Raw genomic sequence first — 16,830 nt, 5'->3', positions numbered from 1 at the left:
TTCTACGCGGATATATTTATGAAAAAATCAAGCATCCAGGCATTCATGTTGCCATCGATATTACTGCTGTTAACCGCATGTAACGATAAAGCAGCCCCCTCCACTTCCAACATTGCTTCAAGCACAGCAGCCACACCAGTTGCAACCGATGCATGGGTTGGTAAGTGGAATGGCCCCGAGGGAACATTTCTTGAAATTTCCGGTAACAATGGAAACTATAAGATCACCATTCAAGATCTTGACGGTCCCAAGCAATTTCAAGGTATGAATAAAGGCAACGAAATATCCTTTGAGCGCAATGGAACCACTGAAACAATTCAATCCAGCAACGGAACTGATACCGGAATGAAATGGCTTGCTGAAAAAGCGGATTGCCTGCGAGTACGCCTGGGTGAAGGTTGGTGTAGGGACTAGGATTGCATTGCCAGCGCGCACCGCGCACTCAAACCTGGCGGATTATTTTGTTTTAATGCAGTAGATAAAAGTAAAATTAATCAAGCTTTGGCTTTTCAGAGAACACGTTACATCACAGCAAATCACAATTAACGCCATAGCTCATTATCAAGTGGATAAAATGATACAAAATAATTTGACTTTTTTTGCAGCGTTGGCATTTGTTTTTTTGCTCATTGGCTGCGGTGGAGGATCCTCCAGTTCAGAAAACCGACCACCAGTAGTCTCCAACTCATCTGTTCCCGCGCCACTACCACGCGAGTGCATACTGCAACCGGTAGTCGCTGTAGCAACAGATGCACCGCTGATCACACTCAATGGCGACCGGGTGATAGATATTCCCTTGGGAGGCACTTACCTGGATGCCGGTGCAATCGCGAAAGACCAAAATGGCAATGATTTAACATCCCTAATAAGCACAACGGGGCTAGATAAAATCAATACTAATCAACAAGCAGATTATTTTATTCGCTATGACGTTAAAGATTCCGCTGGCCGGATCGCTGCATCCAAACATCGCATTGTGCGGGTATTCACTAATACGCCCAAAAAATACAGCCTGCGTCCTTTTGATAGCACCAGTGCGCCTATGGGATTTCTTGAACATCTACCTGTATATATCGGCAGCGAGCCGCATAAACAATATCCGCTGTTAATTGTTGCTCACGGTTGGGAGCATTTTGTTCAGCAGTCCCCCGTTAATAACCGTTTACTGACATTGCAATATGGCGCCAATATTTATCGGGTATTCGACGAAAATCGCTGGCCTGACTCGCGCCCATTTATCGTACTGGAACCGCAGCGCTGTCTGGACATTGGCGATAATGAGTGGCATCAGGTTGATCAATTAATTGAATGGGCATTGGCAGCCTACCCTGTGGATCCACAACGGATCTATATGACAGGCATGAGTGCGGGCGGCTATTTCACCTACCGCTATCCTCTGCTCTATCCCAATCGTCTTGCCGCGATTGCCCCTATGTCGGCTGGAGGCCCGGTCGAGAATCCCACTGCAATTACGCAATTTTGCAAAGCCATGACGCAGCTACCAATATGGGCATTTCACGGTGATGCAGATTCCACAGTCCCCGTAAACCACACGTTTTATACAATCGACATTCTCAAGCAACAATGCCTGACCAGCCCTACACCTAAAGTCACTATAGTCAGCAATGGTGATCACGTTATTGCCAACCAAATATGGGACGACAGTTATATCGGCAAAGGTGATTTAAAATATGACCGCCAAAGCGAGTCCATTTACGATTGGTTTTTACGCTTCACGCTCGACAAAACTAACGAATAAAAAATCCTCTGTATGTTAAGCCTTATCGGTGGTACTGCGCACCGATAAGCAGAATACAATAGGCCAAAATTGAAATTGGTTTTACTTGGGATTCAATCGAAAAACCCATTTTCAATTTTTACAGGAGCATTGCCATGAAGTATTTTTTATTGAGTATCACCCTGCTATTAGCCAGTTGCACCGGCATGCCGGAAAATATTAAACCCGTAGCGCAATTCGAACTGCCGCGCTACCTGGGCACATGGTATGAAATAGCTCGCCTTGACCACAGTTTTGAACGCGGTTTAAGTCATGTAACGGCTAACTACACCCTGCGTGATGATGGCGGAGTGAAAGTCATTAACCGCGGATACTCGCAGGAAGACCAAGCGTGGAAAGAAGCCGAGGGCAAAGCCTACTTTGTTGATACGCCGGATATTGGTTATTTGAAAGTGTCCTTCTTCGGGCCGTTCTATGGCTCATATGTTGTATTTGAGTTGGATAAAGAAAATTATCATTACGCGCTGATCAGCGGCCCGGATAAAGACTATTTCTGGATACTCGCTCGCCAGCCACAAATGGACCCCGCCCTTCTTCAGCGCCTGATTGCACAGGCAAAGTCGCTCGGCTTTGCTACCGAAAAATTAATTATTGTGAATCATTCAGGCACACCGCAATAAGCGGTGCATCCACAACACTATGAACAAACTCTTCATCATCGGCCTACCCCGCACCGGCACTACCAGTATCAGTGTGGCGCTGCTGGATTACGGGTTTAAGGTTGCCCATACCGCCTACACCAAGCGTGCCTTTGAGTTGGCCGATGTTATTTCCGATGCACCCTGTTTTGCAGACTATAAAGAGTTAGATCAATTATTTCCCGAATCAAAATTCGTTTATTTGGATAGGGCGTTGGAACATTGGGTGCCCTCCATGCAAATGCTACTGAATAAAATGCTACCGGAATTAGCACCAAAATCGGGTTATCTCAATCCGGTTTTGAAACGCTGTATCAATAAAACCTTTGCGCCATTAACGACAGACAATTCATTAGATACAGAGCATTTGGAGCGCTGTTATCGTGCACACCAACAAGAAGTATTCCACTATTTTTCAACCAGGAATGACTTGTTAAAAATAGATATAAGCCACAGCGGAAGCCTACATAAACTGCTGGCGTTTTTAGGTATTAACACTGAGGACACAGGGGAATTTCCCCATTTAAATATCGGCAAGCTAGTAGACAACTGGAAGGAATATAAGCATCCCAATAAAGTTAATTCGCTCAGTGCTGGTAAGGAACACCGAAAATTTTTTGATTATCAAGACATAGTTATTCAGTAGAAAGACCGCGTCAATAGTTTACTCAGGTAGCATCAGGGCACAGGTGCGCGCAGCTCTGTCACTTTTTGAAACAGCCAAAATCAGTGCCAGCATTTTATTTGTATTTCTAATCCTATAAATGCAAGAATAGCTGCACGTCACACCTCCTTGGTAGTGCCGGGCACTTCCCCAAGCGCTGATCTACAGCAGGTATCGATAGCCGCACTGGGTAGTCACATATAACAATAATACTGCGTTGTTTTCTGGAAAGATGTAATTCCTCAAATTGCAGAATGGCATATCGGTCAATCCGTCCTTAATTTTAATAACTAAGACGAGATTGTAATTATGTTCACTATAAAAACAGCTAAACCTCTTGAGAGAGATATAACCTTCACCTTGAAAACCATCGCTGCCGCCGTCGCTTTCTGTGCTGGCAGTTCAGCTTATGCAGCGGCAACCGGTGGTTTCTCCACTACCGATGGTGGCAACGTATCAGGCGCTCAGTCTTTTACCGCATCCACTTACGAACAAATCAACACTATCATCGCCAACGCCAAACTCGATGCCAATGGCAACAAAGTTACCGGCGGTGCTTATCCTGTTGTCATCACCTACACCGGCAATGAAGATGCGTTGATCAACCAAGTCATTAAAGATCACACAGTTGATGCCGCAGGCAACTGCCCCAAGCCACGCTGGAATGATGCTTACCGCTTTGTGGAAATCAAAGAATTCACCAAGGGTGTCACCATCCTCGGAGCAAATGGTTCATCGGCCAACTTTGGTATTGTGATTAATAAATCGAACAACGTGATTGTGCGCAATATGAAAATCGGCGCACTGGCCGGCGCAAATAACGATGCGGATATGTTGCGTATCGACAGCGGCAGCAATGTGTTGATCGACCACAACGAATTGTTTGCGGTGAATAACGAATGTAACGGCTCACCCGATGGCGACCTGACGTTTGAAAGCGCGATCGACATTAAAAAAGATTCGCACAACATCACTGTGTCGTACAACATTATTCGCGATAGCAAAAAAGTCGGTCTTGATGGTTCAAGCAGCACTGATATTGCCGGCGGCCGTGAGATCACTTTCCATCACAATATTTATCGCAACGTAAATGCGCGTTTGCCACTGCAACGCGGCGGTTGGACGCACATGTATAACAACTTGTACGACGGCATTACCGGTTCCGGTATTAACGTGCGTCAAGCGGGTTATGCATTGATTGAAAGCAACTGGTTCCAAAATTCCGTTAACCCGGTTACCTGCCGTTACGACAGCAGCAACTGCGGTAAGTGGGATCTGCGCAACAACAACATCACCAACCCAGGTGACTTTGCCACCTATAACATTACCTGGACCAGCGGCGGCACCATCGATGCCAACAACTGGACAACCACTGCAACCTTCCCGATTAGCTTGCCCTACAGCTACGCACCGGTAACGCCCCAGTGCGTGAAGGATAAGCTTGCGCAATTTGCAGGTGTTGGTAAGAACGGTGCGCAACTGACGGCGGCAGCTTGTAGTGGTGCGGCATCGTCCGTGGCTGCATCAAGCAAACCTGCCAGTTCAGTCGCAGCTTCCAGCAGACCAGCAAGCTCAGTAGCTGCATCCAGCAGGCCAGCAAGCTCAATTGCCGCATCCAGCAAACCAGCAAGCTCAGCCAGTGGCGCTCCGGTGTTAACGGGCACCGGTGATTATCCCGATGGTTTCTCCAAATGCGCTGACTTGGGTGGTACCTGTTCAGTCACTTCTGGCGATGGTTGGGTAGCCTTCGGCCGCAAAGGCAAGTGGGTCACCAAGCGCGTTTCTGTACCGGGTTCAATCGCCTGTACCGTTGCTGCATTTGGTTCCGATCCACTGGGCGATCCTAACAAGTGTTCTTATAAGCGTTAATTGTGTGGCGGCAAAACGGCTTCGGCCGTTTTGCCCAATGCCATCTGATTAAACATACTATCTACAGCGATGTGCTGGCTCGATTGATGACTCCCATCTCGCCTGATCAGCTTCCTGCGTTTTACTTTCCCCCTCTTCAAGCTGCACCCTTCACGTATCACCGGCATCTGCGTTTTACCAGCAGAAGTATCATCGATACTTAGGTAATGATATGTAATAAATTTCAATCAGAGCTGACAGCTTTCCGGTTTTGCGCGATCCTGCAAATCTGAATTGTTTGCATCGAATCAATAATAAAATCTTTTATCCGGCATGTATTTTCGGTCTCCACCAATCCAAAGTAGCTCAGTAGATATAACCATCAGCAAGACAGTTATATTCAAGAACTACCCGCATAAAAATGATTGTGAGACGATTATGAAAAAAAATTATCAACTGTTATTCAGTATGTTATTGGTCGCGGCAAGTGCCGGAAGCCACGCTGGCGAAAGCCGCACCAACAATCAATGTACTCCGCACTTAGGCAACGCGTTTTTGAAACATTGCCAGCAATGGGCACAGGGCATTGAAGGCCAGCGTAAAGCTGATCTCGGCAATGGCAACTATCTAAATCCGATTATGGCTGGCGATCATCCCGACCCCAGCGTGCTTAAAGATGGCGATGATTACTACATGACGTTTTCATCGTTTGAGGCCTACCCCGCGCTGACCATCTGGCATTCAAAAGATTTGGTGAACTGGCAGCCCATCGGCCCCGCACTGAAAAAATATGTCGGCAGTATTTGGGCGCCGGAATTGACCAAACACAACGGCCGATTTTATTTGTACATCCCCGCAAAATTACCCGGCAACAACAATATTTACGTGATCTGGGCGGATGATATTCGCGGCCCTTGGTCTGAGCCTGTCGCACTCAATAATGACCGAATTGATCCGGGCCATATTGTAGGCGAAGACGGCAAGCGCTATTTGTTTTTATCCCACGGTGACCGCGTGCAATTAAGTGATGACGGGTTAAAAATTGTGGGCGAAATGGAGCACGTCTACGATGGTTGGCAATATCCGGAAGAGTGGGACGTAGAAAGTTACGCGCAAGAAGGCCCCAAAATGATGAAGCACGGGGACTACTTTTACATGACGCTCGCACTCGGCGGCACCGCTGGCCCACCAACAGGCCATATGGTGGTTTCTGCACGCGCAAAATCGATTCATGGCCCCTGGGAAAATTCACCTTACAATCCGATTATCCGCACTGAATCAGCAGCAGAGAAATGGTGGTCAAAAGGTCACGCAACCTTAGTAGCTGGACCCGCCAGCTCTAGCAAGAAACCTGATTGGTACATGATGTATCACGCTTACGAAAATGGTTTTCACACGCTCGGCCGCCAAGCGATGATGGAGCCGATTGAGTGGACCAAAGATGGCTGGTTCAAAGCCAAAGGCGTTGATGTAGGTAAACCGATTCGCAAACCAAAAGGTGGTAAAGCCGTGCCGCACGGCATGGCGTTATCCGATGATTTCTCCACTAATAAATTTGGCATCCAGTGGAGTTTTTTCCGCGGCGATGTCACTGAAAACCAGCGAGTGAATTATAAAAATGGTGCACTCGAATTAAGCGCGAAAGGCACTTCGCCCAGTAACACATCACCGCTGACATTTTTAACGGGTGATCAAGCGTACCAATTTGAAGTGGACATGGAAATCGACCCGGATGCACAAGGTGGCGCGCTGTTGTTTTACAACGATAAACTTTATGCCGGTGTGGGCATTAATAAAAACGGCATGGTGTTGCATCGCTACGGTATGGATCAACGCACCACAGCCAAACCCGCTGATATGCAAAACACATTGCGCATCCGCGTTACCAACAATCGCCATATCTTAACAATTCACACCAGTACTGATGCAGGAAAAACCTGGGTGAAATACGGTGTGCAAATGGACGTGACTGGCTACAACCACAACGTTGCTTACGGATTTATGAGTTTGCGTCCAGCAATTTATGCTGCGGGCAAAGGTAAAGTGCGTTTTAGCAATTTGGTGTATCGCGCACTGCCGTAAATAAAACCATTTCAATTTCTTGATCAGCAATAAATAAAAAAGGGATGCCAGTTAACTGGCATCCCTTTTTAACAACTTACAACGTTAATTAAAACTTGTAGCTGGCACCTACAAAGTAACTTGCGCCGGCTGAGTGATCCAACACTAAACGAGCAACACCTTCAGTCTCGTATTCATGCTTGGACTCATCGGTGATGTTGACGCCTTTGAAGGTAATCTTCAGCTGGTCGGTAACATCATAGCTTGCTGACACACCAACGTAATTACTATCATCCACTACACGAGTCTGCCATGGAGTAGTGCTGGAAGTATTGGAATAGTATTCACCACGATAAGAGTTGCTGATACGCGCCTGAAATCTCTCACCTTCCCAATAAAGAGTGAAGTTGTAAGAATCTTTCGATACGTTTCTCATCGGCGAGCCACTATCAAGCTCTGCCTCATCCACCAGAGTGTAGTTCGACTGAATGCCAAAACCACGTACCCAATCTGGACCAGGCAGGAATGACAACTGTTGTTGCCAGGAAATTTCTGCACCCTGGATATTACCGCCACCACCATTAACTTTACGGCTCACATCAAAAGGTTCATTGCGCAGGCTGTCAGCTTGAGCACCGAGCAGGCTGTCAGGCAAGCCGAGTTGCGACCACGGAACGTCTTGAGTAACTTCAGACGTTGGGAAAGATTCAACATCTTTTTGGAAGAGAGTTACACCCGCCAAAGCATCTTCCGAGTAGTACCACTCCAACCCCAAATCAAAAGAGTCTGCACGGAATGGTTCAATCAATGGGTTGCCGTAACTCACTTGATAGTTACCAAAAGTAGAAACAGATCCACCCGGGTTCAAATCAGTTAACTCAGGGCGCGCCAATACTTTGGCTGCCGCAGCGCGCACCACTAAATCTTCAGTCAGGTTATAAGCCAAACTTAACGACGGCAGTGTATCGCTGTAGTTATTTTTAGACACAACGGGCATCACAGTGCCATTTACAACGGTGATGCCACCTGCAACCAAATCGGTTTCCGCTTCACGCACACCAACATTACCGCGCAAACGGTTGCCAAATAATTCGGTATCTATATCCAACTGCGCGAAGTAACCAAACACCTCTTCCTCTACTTGGCGTGTGTTGTTAGCAACAGCAGTGAACTTCCAACAGCCTGAATCAAGGAATTCATTTCTACGGTTAAAGTCAGGGTAGAAGAATGTTTGGCCACCAGCAGTTTTAACAAAACCATCATCGGCAGTGAGCGCTGGCGTAATTCCGCAAGCATTACCATCTTTTGCACCACCGTTGGCTACATCAACAGTAGAGAACGGGTTATCGGCTTGCATTTGGGTAATTTCATAACCGTATGATTTTTGCGTTGCACCAAACTTGACGGTGTAGCCATCAGCGATATCGTAAGCAAAATCGATTCGCGCCATATCAGTGTCTGATGTGGCATCGTAAATACGGTCACGATATTCAGAGAATTCCCAGTTAGCAGGGTTTGAGGTATCGAAACTGTAATTGAGCACCGGCGATTTCATGTTGGTGTAATCCCAACTGATGGTATCGCTTGGGTCGGCATAGGTAACGTAGTCGCGCGTATCGTTGCTGCTAAAGTGTTCGTAGATTACAGTCACTTCGCGGTTATCCAATACAGATTCTGTTTGACCAGCCAAGATATTCATGCGGAAGTTGTCAGAGAACTCATGTTTCAAGTCCAAAGAAAACTGCGTGAATTCAGAAGACCAATCCGCACGAAACGCTTCAGAGCGGAAGTCAGCATCGGTAACTTCGGCTTTCACCAACGTCATGTTGGAATCAACCAGATAATCCAACACGCTCATTTGACGCATACCGGTGGCATCGTTACGCGCAAGTGAAATGGCTTCCATAAATGGTTCATCGCGAGTCACATCAATTTTTGAATAGAGACCATCAACACTTAGCAAAGTCGCATCAGCAATTTGCCATTGAAAACTGGTAGTAACACCCAAACGATCCTGGTCGTTAGTTTTATCGGCGTAGCGCGCAATACGTGGATGCCACGAGGAGCGAACCAAATTTGCATCTGCACCGCAATTTGCAGTAGTACAAACAAAACGGTTAGATCCTGACTGTTGGTTCCAACGGCCTGTTTCAGCACCAGTTAAAGGCGCTTCTTTTTGTGAATAGGCAATTGACGTCAGAAAGCCAAATACATCGTTATTAAAACTCAGCAAACCGGACATGCGCGGCTTAACACTGCCCGAACCATCGTAGTAGCCTGCTTCAACGTTTGCGGCGGCTGCAAATGAATCATAATCAAATGGACGCGCGGTACGCAGACCCACAGTCGCACCGAGCGAACCGTCTTCCAATTCACCGGAAGTCGATTTGTATACATCCAAACGGCTGAACAGCTCAGAAGCAAATACGTTAAAGTCAAACGCACGGCTGGTGCGCACACCACCTGAACCCGCTGCAAGTGACTGTGCTGGCATACCGTTTACGGTAATCATGGTGTAGGCATCACCCAAGCCGCGCACGGTGATAGAACGACCTTCTCCATCGTCCTGCTCAATTGCAACACCTGGAATACGCCCGAGTGATTCAGCCAGGTTTTGGTCTGGAAATTTACCGACGTCTTCAGCAAATACTGAATCGACGATACCGGTTGCTTCGCGCTTTACGTTAAGCGCATTTTTCAAACTCTGCGCATAACTACCCGTCACTACAACTTCTTCAACAGTATTGTCTTGTGAATGAACAACAGGTGCCAGCGATGCAGCTGCAATGGCTAACACAAGCGGATTAAGAGTGAATTTTCTCATGGCTATTCCCAGGTTTTATTGTGATGAACTCAATTCGTTTTTATTGGTATTAGAGACGCGAACATGCCGATGGGATTTAGCTGCAGAGCTAATTTTTTTATAAGTGCTTTTTTATGGCCGACAACCACAAGAAACCTATTCGTTAAAAAAGCCACCACAACGCAGTGGCAAGCATGGGGAATAGGCATCCTCACAGATGGCCTAAAATTATTATTATGTTCACCAGAAATATTTGCAATCACCCGCTGAGTCTTTTTATCGGATAATATATTTTTGTGTATTTAATACACACTTTTTGCAATGAATACGTTTACATTGCACAGTTACACCAATTTGATAACGATTACATTAAACTTGTAATATAAAACGGTGAAAAACCGGGATAAACAACAAAAACAATTTAAATATCAATAAACATAAAAAAGTAGGATAAACATCCCAATAAGGTAAGCATCAAAACCAGGTTCAAGCCGGAGCCTGAATTACCCTGTTGCAGGAACCGGGCTGCTTTCGGGGGGGAAGTTGACCAGCCAAACAATATGGAACCCATTAAACGAAAAACCGCACCTTTTTGAGGGGCGCGGTTTTTGTTTAACAAGTGAATCGAAAAAAGTGTTAATTATTTTCCACAACAACCACATACTGTCATAGGTAATTGCTGGCCGGTTTTTGCATCCTGATTTGTCCATTGGCCATTCCATTGTAATTGCGACGAAGAATTACCACAGGTGGTTGGGCAGTTAGCATTCGCCTGCTGTTGGTTGTTGATAAGGTTTGCTGCCTGCACATCCAAACACTGGCCGGAACCTATAGCGATATCATCAAAAATATGGCTCAAGCTGCCTGATGTCGTATTTTTCCCGGAAGCAGGAGATGCTGTACCGGTGTAATTATGGCAACCGAAACAATTGGATATAAATTGCGTGCCCGGGTCCGTATTCACCGCCTGATATTCCGTTTCAGCAACCGTATTAGCCAGGCGCAATGAGCCGCGTTGATTTGAAATTTGCGCCAAGCCAATTTTATTCGGGATATTCGAATCCTGTGTAATATCGCTAACCCAAAGTGCACCCACATTAAAATAATTCGTCAACACCGCAAAATTACCCGTTAGATACGGCTGCACACCCGCATTTACCGATTGAATATCGCTAACATTTTCCGAATATTTCAGATCACCTTCAGCAGAACCGTAAGGATATTCACGGCAAATTTCTGTTGGGTTACCAGTAACCTTTTTTTGCGCGGAGGGATTATTAAATCGGCACTGCACAATGCCGAGTGCATCTTTGCTTTGCAAATCGGCCGTGCAGGTTTGGCTTGCAAACGACCAGCCTGTTTTAGTGGAGGGCGCTGAGCAATCGGGTGCATTGACTTTATGCTCATAGGTCGCCCACACAAATTCAGGGTGATCCGGTGTTGCTACCGCTACGTGGAAACCAATCATCCCCAATTTGGTAGTGCCTTTTTCCGAACCGATTTGCGCATCAACGGTAATAAATTTGCTGGCATCGTCACCCTTACCTAATACCTTCCATGCCGTTTTTAATTCCGTAGTACCGCCGGGGAAATTTTGTTGCTGTTTGATGCCATTGACATCGCACATATTTTTACTAAAGCGCACATCGTAATAGACCACATTGCGATTCTGGTCATAAATAGTCGCTCCACCTCCAGCTTGGCCGATGCGCTCGGGAATGACAAAAGCAGTGCCCGCCTCTTCTGGTTTGCTGGTGCGAATGAAAAATGTGTGTGAATCATGTTTATCATCGCAAGAATTTGCCGGTGTTCCATCAGCATTGACTTCAAGTTCGTGGTACTGGCTAGTGTCTTCAAAGTTCCGGATTTTAGGATCAGTTTTGGATTGCGCCATTAAATAAGCAAAGGTTTGCCAGGAGAACTGGTAAAAATCGCAGAAGGTTGAATCGCCAACACCTGCACTTTGTTTCACCTCAGTGGGCATACTGGGTGCAGTAAACCAAGTGGGGTCAGCAGCACAAGGCACAGCAGCCGCTGACGACGTTGCTGCTTTTTCATTCGCAGCCATTACACTGGCTGCACCAAAACCAGTTGCACACAAGAGTGCGACGCTTAAAGCTACACGGGTTTTGTTATTGAATTTATTCTTCATCATAACTATCTCATCCTTCAGCAGAAAATAATCACACCGATACAAAGTATCAGCAACGATAGAGGCAAATCCCTGAATGATCCGCCCTGTCAATAACGCTAGACGTAACCAGCCTAGTTGGCGAATTGCGAATGAGTTATTACAGCCTATTACGCAAGGGCAAGTTGAGTAGGGATTACACAAGATGGAGTGATTAAAACGCCAAAGTGATTTATCCTCCCAGCCAGACCAATGATTACACAAAGAGGCACCAACATGAGCAGCCCACAGCGCGATATCACCCTACGTTTTTTGGCAGAGCCACAAGATGTCAACTTCGGCGGAAAAGTTCACGGTGGTGCCGTCATGAAATGGATTGACCTAGCGGCCTACGCTTGCTCAGCCGGTTGGAGCAGCCGCTATTGCGTTACCGTTTATGCAGGCGGGATTCGCTTTGTATCGCCCATCCATGTGGGTAACCTGGTTGAAGTCAGTGCAAAAATTATCTACACCGGAAAATCGTCCATGCATATTGCAATAGAAGTGAACGCATGTGACCCCAAATCACTCAACCGTCGCCTGACAACGCATTGCATAGTAATCATGGTCGCCGTGGATGAATCCGGCCAACCCGTCCAAGTGCCTACGTGGATACCGAAAACCGATGAAGATAAAGAACAACACGCCACCGCAATAAAACTGATGGAAATGCGCAAAAAAATTGGCGAAGAAATGCAGATTTTTGTTTGACCACTGTTCACCCCGCAACATTTGAGATCCAAGTTATGACACAGCCCCCAGCAGCAAAAACCAAACAGAAAAAAGACGCGCGCGATCTTCGTGCTGAAGCGTTAAAAATAGCTAACACTATTAAAACAGAAGGCCAGACTCCGGTTGAGACCAAAGCGATTGCCAATGGTATCCAACGGGGAATGGAAATGTTTTTGCGGCAGCAAAGTGAAAAAACACGCGAGTTGGATAAGCGGGTAAAAAAAGTTAGACAACTATCCAATCAAATAACGCAACAAAAACCAGCAGATGAAAAAGAAGTAAACATAACTGTACAAACCAATCCCCGCTTACCTTGGGTGCTACTTGCGCTCTCGTGGGGGTTGTTTTTGGTGGTAGGAGCTGTAAAGGCTTTTATTTAAAAAAAGCAATTGATGATGAAGCCACACTTCAATCTATGACAATACATTTTTAACAATAACCCGAGGAAATCAGGAAGACCTATGCATCACCCTATGGATATACATGACAATAATCGTCTCTACGGACTGGATACCCTTCGCGCTATCGCTATTCTTATCGTGCTGATCTATCACTACAAAGTGGTGGTAAGCAGGGAAAATATTTTCGGGTTTATGAGCCAACTGGGCTGGACTGGTGTCGATTTATTTTTTGTATTGAGCGGTTATTTGATTGGCAACCAGATTCTCTCAGCCTTTGCCAAAGGGCAGGATTTTTCCCTCAAACTGTTTTACATTCGCCGCTTCCTGCGCACCCTGCCTAATTATTATTTTGTGCTTGCGCTCTATTTTGTTTTTCCAGTTGCACTGAGTGGAACAGACACAGCACCACTCTGGTCGTTTCTCACCTTTACCCAAAATCTGGATTTGCGCGCAGGTGAAACCTTCACTCATTCCTGGTCGCTGTGTATTGAAGAGCAGTTTTATTTAATTTTTCCAGTTATCGCCTTACTTATTGCTTATGCCAAACGATCCATCCCTCTTGCATGGGTGGCAATTGCCGCCGCCATGTTGCTCGCTATATTTTTACGGGGATCTAATTGGTATAAACATGAGGAGGCTGCAATTTCCATGCAATCCTTTATGGAGCATATCTATTACTCCAGCTTTACCCGCTTTGATGAATTATTACCCGGGGTAGCGATTGCGCTACTGAAAAATTTTCATCCTGCTACCTATGCTGCAGTACTGCGCAGAGGGAATCTTTTATTAGCTATTGGATTGATAAGTACAGGAATAATGTTTTATGTATTTAAAAACTACGCCTACATCGAAGGCTACGGAACCACATTGACGGTAACCGCTTTGGGTTATTCGCTTCTGGCAATCTGCTTTGCCATTTTGGTACTCGCCGCACTCAGCCCAAACTCAGTATTGCATCGCATGCGAATTCCTGGCGCCGCGAGCATCGCACTTTGGTCTTATGCAATTTATTTAATTCACAAACCCATATTTCAGGTATTGAAGGCGCCGCTCACAGAATATGGCATTGATATTAATGGCTGGCTCGGGGTGGTGATTATTATGGCGGTGAGTATTGTTTGCGGATGGGCGCTCTACTTTTTTGTAGAAACACCTTTTATGAATATTAGGGGAAAATATTTTCCATCAAATTCAAGAGCAGAATTAACGCTAGATAAAAATCTACAACCAAGTCAGTAGAACCAAAAAATTGGCACCCCAGGAGATCCCCCCCCTACCAGCTATAACCAGAAAAGCAGTGCTGCATTACTGCAGCACTTTCAACGCCTTCATTAGTCGAAAGAAATCACCATTAAGCAGGTAATACTTAACCAACCCCTTTCTGCCCATGCCAATATTATGGTAGAGACGCGATCTATAGGCAGCTTTATCTAACGTAATATTTTCACCAATACGCCGACTTTCTTTAACAGCAGAAATGTAATTTCGGACGCAAAATCGGACAAAAAAATAACGGGTAGCGACTTTCATTTTTGGCAATTTTTTAGACCATAGCGCCCACACACCATCGACTCCCGACATCATGTGATCCACTTTTTTAACCGAGAATGACGCAAGAATACTTCCTTCGCGCTGGCGATAGCGAACCCACACTTGCGGACAGTAGTAATAAGTGCGCACATCCAACGCAAGGCGCGGAGTCGTCACCATATCCTCAAAATATTTCCCTTCTGGAAATTGCAGGCCCTGCGACCACAAGCTGCGCTTTGATACTTTTGACCATGCATGCAACTTCCCCTTCTTATATAACCCTTTAAACAGGCTTTCAGGATCTTCCAACAAACAATTTGTATTGCCATCGAAGGTAGTAACCTGCGACTCCTTTTTGTGCTTGCGAGAATTGATGCCAACGCCAGGCCGCCATATCTGATAGTCACACATAACCAAATCTGGTGAATGGCGATTGACAATACCTCTAAGCTGATCAATTGCTCCATCAGCTATTACATCATCGGAGTCCAGAAACCATACATACTCACCGGTAGCCGCAGCCACGAGCGAATTACGCGCAGCACTAAGTCCACGATTATGTGCATGTTGCAGAATTTTTACAGGATGAGGGGTTTTTGTTGCAAGTGCGTGTAAATACTCGAATGAACCATCGGTTGACTGGTCGTCGAGAGCGATGATTTCAATATTCTCATCGCACTGAGAAAGAATGGATTGAAGACAATCATCAAGATAATCCTTGACGTTGTATACGGGAATTAAAACACTTAACCAAGGCGTCGCCATAGTTATATTCCTTTAGCACTTCATTTTCGTAGATCAAAAAAGTGTTAACTATTCTTGTTATTGTCCTTTTTTAACAGCCACCATACTTGCGCTCGCATTTTATACCTACAAGCATAAAAAGCAAACAAGATAGAGCCCGCAAAATTCATAATTAACTTGCCACTTTGTAATGACCTGTGTAACTTTTGATTGCAATACCATCCGATACAACCACCTCCAGTTAAGACCTAATATTCAAAGAATGCTTATGAGCAAAAAAGTCATTATTTATCAAGATGGTTTGCTGTCTTATTCCGAAACGTTTATCAAGCAGCAGGCGCTTGCGCTTGTTTCTTGGAAGCCTATTTTAGTCGGGCATAAATATCTTGGTCGCAGCCTTGACTTCTCGATGATTCAGTCGCAATTACTCTTACCGAAGAGAAGCCCTCTCCCCCGCCGCTTGCTCTATATGGCTTATCGCTGGCTCAATAAAGCCGATCCAGCTGGCATCAATACATTAAAAGATATAAATGCGGATCTGGTTCACGCACACTTCGGAACATCGGCGGTTGACATTTGGCCTTATGCAAAAGCATTGGATTTGCCTATGTTGGTCACACTGCATGGTTTTGATATAAGTATCTATAGAGAATGGTGGGAATCCGGTAAACGTGGCCGCAGAAAGCGTAAGTATCCGCAACAATTATTGAAACTTGCCCAAGAACCCAAAGTGCATTTTCTGGCAGTGTCCAGCGCAATTAAAGAGCGTGCTATTAAGTTCGGTATTCCGGCCGAAAAGATTACCGTGAGTTATATAGGTGTAAATACTGAAGATTTTACTCCAGGTCCAGTTCCAATATTAGAGCGAAAAAACCGAATTCTTTATGTTGGTCGTCTTGTGGAAAAGAAGGGAGCAAAATATCTGATTGATGCCTTTGCGGCAGTTAAAAAGGCCGTTCCAGATGCTGAACTAATAATTGTTGGCAAGGGCGGAATGGAAGAGCAATTACGCAATCAGATAAATCAATTAAACTTATCTGACGTCACTTTCACTGGTGCGTTAACCAGCACCCAAGTCAAAGAGCAAATCGATAATTGCAAAATATTTTGCTTGCCGAGCATTACAGCCAATAGTGGTGACGCAGAAGGCCTGCCGATCTCTATTCTTGAGGCACAAGCCAGTGGTGTATTCGTGGTCAGCTCATCATCTGGAGGAGTTGGCGATAATCTGATAGACAGAGAAACCTGTTTTACGTTTGCCGAGAAAGATAGCAATGCACTAGCGAGCATACTGACCAACATACTCGCTACTCCAGAAAGCTATTTGGACATCATTAATAATCAGCAGGAGCTAATAAAAAGCAAGTTCCAACTAAGGAGCTGCGCTTTAGAACTTGAAAATCTCTACGCCATTTATTCCAAACAATGATGACTTGTCAAA

The 16,830-nt window shown here is 45.5% G+C and carries 13 protein-coding genes; 10 read left to right on the top strand and 3 right to left on the bottom strand.

The window, feature by feature from the left end:
• Nucleotides 1-18 precede the first annotated feature (18 nt).
• The 6 genes from J2X05_RS09575 (at nucleotide 19) to J2X05_RS09550 (ending at nucleotide 7,030) form a co-directional block, all read left to right on the top strand.
• Nucleotides 19-414 carry a hypothetical protein gene (locus J2X05_RS09575; protein WP_310071815.1) on the top strand — a complete coding sequence of 132 codons (396 nt, stop codon included), beginning with the start codon at nucleotides 19-21 and terminating at the stop codon, nucleotides 412-414.
• 160 nt (nucleotides 415-574) lie between these two features.
• On the top strand, nucleotides 575-1,759 hold the full coding sequence (locus tag J2X05_RS09570; RefSeq protein WP_310071814.1) for an immunoglobulin-like domain-containing protein: 1,185 nt from the start codon (nucleotides 575-577) through the stop codon (nucleotides 1,757-1,759).
• Nucleotides 1,760-1,893: 134 nt separating this feature from the next.
• On the top strand, nucleotides 1,894-2,418 hold the full coding sequence (locus tag J2X05_RS09565) for a lipocalin family protein (protein ID WP_310071813.1): 525 nt from the start codon (nucleotides 1,894-1,896) through the stop codon (nucleotides 2,416-2,418).
• 19 nt (nucleotides 2,419-2,437) lie between these two features.
• The gene (locus tag J2X05_RS09560) at nucleotides 2,438-3,082 is read left to right on the top strand and encodes a sulfotransferase (protein WP_310071811.1); all 645 of its coding nucleotides are present in this window, start codon (nucleotides 2,438-2,440) and stop codon (nucleotides 3,080-3,082) included.
• 327 nt (nucleotides 3,083-3,409) lie between these two features.
• Nucleotides 3,410-4,969 (top strand): pectate lyase family protein, encoded by a 1,560-nt coding sequence (locus J2X05_RS09555; protein WP_310071810.1) that lies wholly within the window; start codon nucleotides 3,410-3,412, stop codon nucleotides 4,967-4,969.
• Between the two features lie 417 nt (nucleotides 4,970-5,386).
• Nucleotides 5,387-7,030 (top strand): family 43 glycosylhydrolase, encoded by a 1,644-nt coding sequence (locus J2X05_RS09550; protein ID WP_310071807.1) that lies wholly within the window; start codon nucleotides 5,387-5,389, stop codon nucleotides 7,028-7,030.
• Between the two features lie 88 nt (nucleotides 7,031-7,118).
• Here J2X05_RS09550 and J2X05_RS09545 read toward each other — a convergent pair whose 3' ends face one another.
• Together J2X05_RS09545 and J2X05_RS09540 are read right to left on the bottom strand one after the other, a co-directional pair.
• Nucleotides 7,119-9,833 carry a TonB-dependent receptor gene (locus tag J2X05_RS09545; protein ID WP_310071804.1) on the bottom strand — a complete coding sequence of 905 codons (2,715 nt, stop codon included), beginning with the start codon at nucleotides 9,831-9,833 and terminating at the stop codon, nucleotides 7,119-7,121.
• Nucleotides 9,834-10,452: 619 nt separating this feature from the next.
• Complete coding sequence (locus J2X05_RS09540) at nucleotides 10,453-11,967, bottom strand: mannan-binding protein (protein WP_310071802.1); 1,515 nt, start codon at nucleotides 11,965-11,967, stop codon at nucleotides 10,453-10,455.
• A 252-nt stretch (nucleotides 11,968-12,219) separates the two neighbouring features.
• On the opposite strand from J2X05_RS09540, the gene J2X05_RS09535 reads away from it, so the two are divergent.
• From J2X05_RS09535 to J2X05_RS09525, 3 genes are all read left to right on the top strand, one after another.
• Complete coding sequence (locus J2X05_RS09535) at nucleotides 12,220-12,693, top strand: acyl-CoA thioesterase (protein WP_310071799.1); 474 nt, start codon at nucleotides 12,220-12,222, stop codon at nucleotides 12,691-12,693.
• Nucleotides 12,690-13,094: a DUF2956 family protein gene (locus J2X05_RS09530; protein WP_310071795.1), complete on the top strand. Its 405-nt coding sequence runs from the start codon at nucleotides 12,690-12,692 to the stop codon at nucleotides 13,092-13,094. Before J2X05_RS09535 ends, J2X05_RS09530 begins: the two co-directional genes overlap by 4 nt.
• A gap of 81 nt (nucleotides 13,095-13,175) precedes the next feature.
• Nucleotides 13,176-14,354: an acyltransferase family protein gene (locus J2X05_RS09525; protein ID WP_310071794.1), complete on the top strand. Its 1,179-nt coding sequence runs from the start codon at nucleotides 13,176-13,178 to the stop codon at nucleotides 14,352-14,354.
• A 66-nt stretch (nucleotides 14,355-14,420) separates the two neighbouring features.
• On the opposite strand, the gene J2X05_RS09520 is transcribed toward J2X05_RS09525, so the two are convergent.
• Nucleotides 14,421-15,410: a glycosyltransferase family 2 protein gene (locus J2X05_RS09520; protein ID WP_310071791.1), complete on the bottom strand. Its 990-nt coding sequence runs from the start codon at nucleotides 15,408-15,410 to the stop codon at nucleotides 14,421-14,423.
• A 247-nt stretch (nucleotides 15,411-15,657) separates the two neighbouring features.
• Between J2X05_RS09520 and J2X05_RS09515 the strand changes: the two genes are divergently transcribed.
• Nucleotides 15,658-16,818 (top strand): glycosyltransferase, encoded by a 1,161-nt coding sequence (locus J2X05_RS09515; protein WP_310071788.1) that lies wholly within the window; start codon nucleotides 15,658-15,660, stop codon nucleotides 16,816-16,818.
• Nucleotides 16,819-16,830 lie beyond the last annotated feature (12 nt).

Source organism: Cellvibrio fibrivorans (assembly GCF_031457055.1).
GTDB classification, from domain to species: Bacteria; Pseudomonadota; Gammaproteobacteria; order Pseudomonadales; family Cellvibrionaceae; genus Cellvibrio; species Cellvibrio fibrivorans.
This window is presented reverse-complemented; position numbering and strand designations above follow the sequence as displayed.

What these genes read in the sequence shown, in the direction of transcription:
- J2X05_RS09535 (WP_310071799.1), top strand. Translation starts at nt 12,220, where the DNA reads ATGAGCAGCCCACAGCGCGATATCACCCTACGTTTTTTGGCAGAGCCA.
- J2X05_RS09545 (WP_310071804.1), bottom strand. Translation starts at nt 9,833, where the DNA reads ATGAGAAAATTCACTCTTAATCCGCTTGTGTTAGCCATTGCAGCTGCA.
- J2X05_RS09570 (WP_310071814.1), top strand. Translation starts at nt 575, where the DNA reads ATGATACAAAATAATTTGACTTTTTTTGCAGCGTTGGCATTTGTTTTT.
- J2X05_RS09525 (WP_310071794.1), top strand. Translation starts at nt 13,176, where the DNA reads ATGCATCACCCTATGGATATACATGACAATAATCGTCTCTACGGACTG.
- J2X05_RS09515 (WP_310071788.1), top strand. Translation starts at nt 15,658, where the DNA reads ATGAGCAAAAAAGTCATTATTTATCAAGATGGTTTGCTGTCTTATTCC.
- J2X05_RS09565 (WP_310071813.1), top strand. Translation starts at nt 1,894, where the DNA reads ATGAAGTATTTTTTATTGAGTATCACCCTGCTATTAGCCAGTTGCACC.
- J2X05_RS09540 (WP_310071802.1), bottom strand. Translation starts at nt 11,967, where the DNA reads ATGATGAAGAATAAATTCAATAACAAAACCCGTGTAGCTTTAAGCGTC.
- J2X05_RS09575 (WP_310071815.1), top strand. Translation starts at nt 19, where the DNA reads ATGAAAAAATCAAGCATCCAGGCATTCATGTTGCCATCGATATTACTG.
- J2X05_RS09560 (WP_310071811.1), top strand. Translation starts at nt 2,438, where the DNA reads ATGAACAAACTCTTCATCATCGGCCTACCCCGCACCGGCACTACCAGT.
- J2X05_RS09555 (WP_310071810.1), top strand. Translation starts at nt 3,410, where the DNA reads ATGTTCACTATAAAAACAGCTAAACCTCTTGAGAGAGATATAACCTTC.
- J2X05_RS09550 (WP_310071807.1), top strand. Translation starts at nt 5,387, where the DNA reads ATGAAAAAAAATTATCAACTGTTATTCAGTATGTTATTGGTCGCGGCA.
- J2X05_RS09520 (WP_310071791.1), bottom strand. Translation starts at nt 15,410, where the DNA reads ATGGCGACGCCTTGGTTAAGTGTTTTAATTCCCGTATACAACGTCAAG.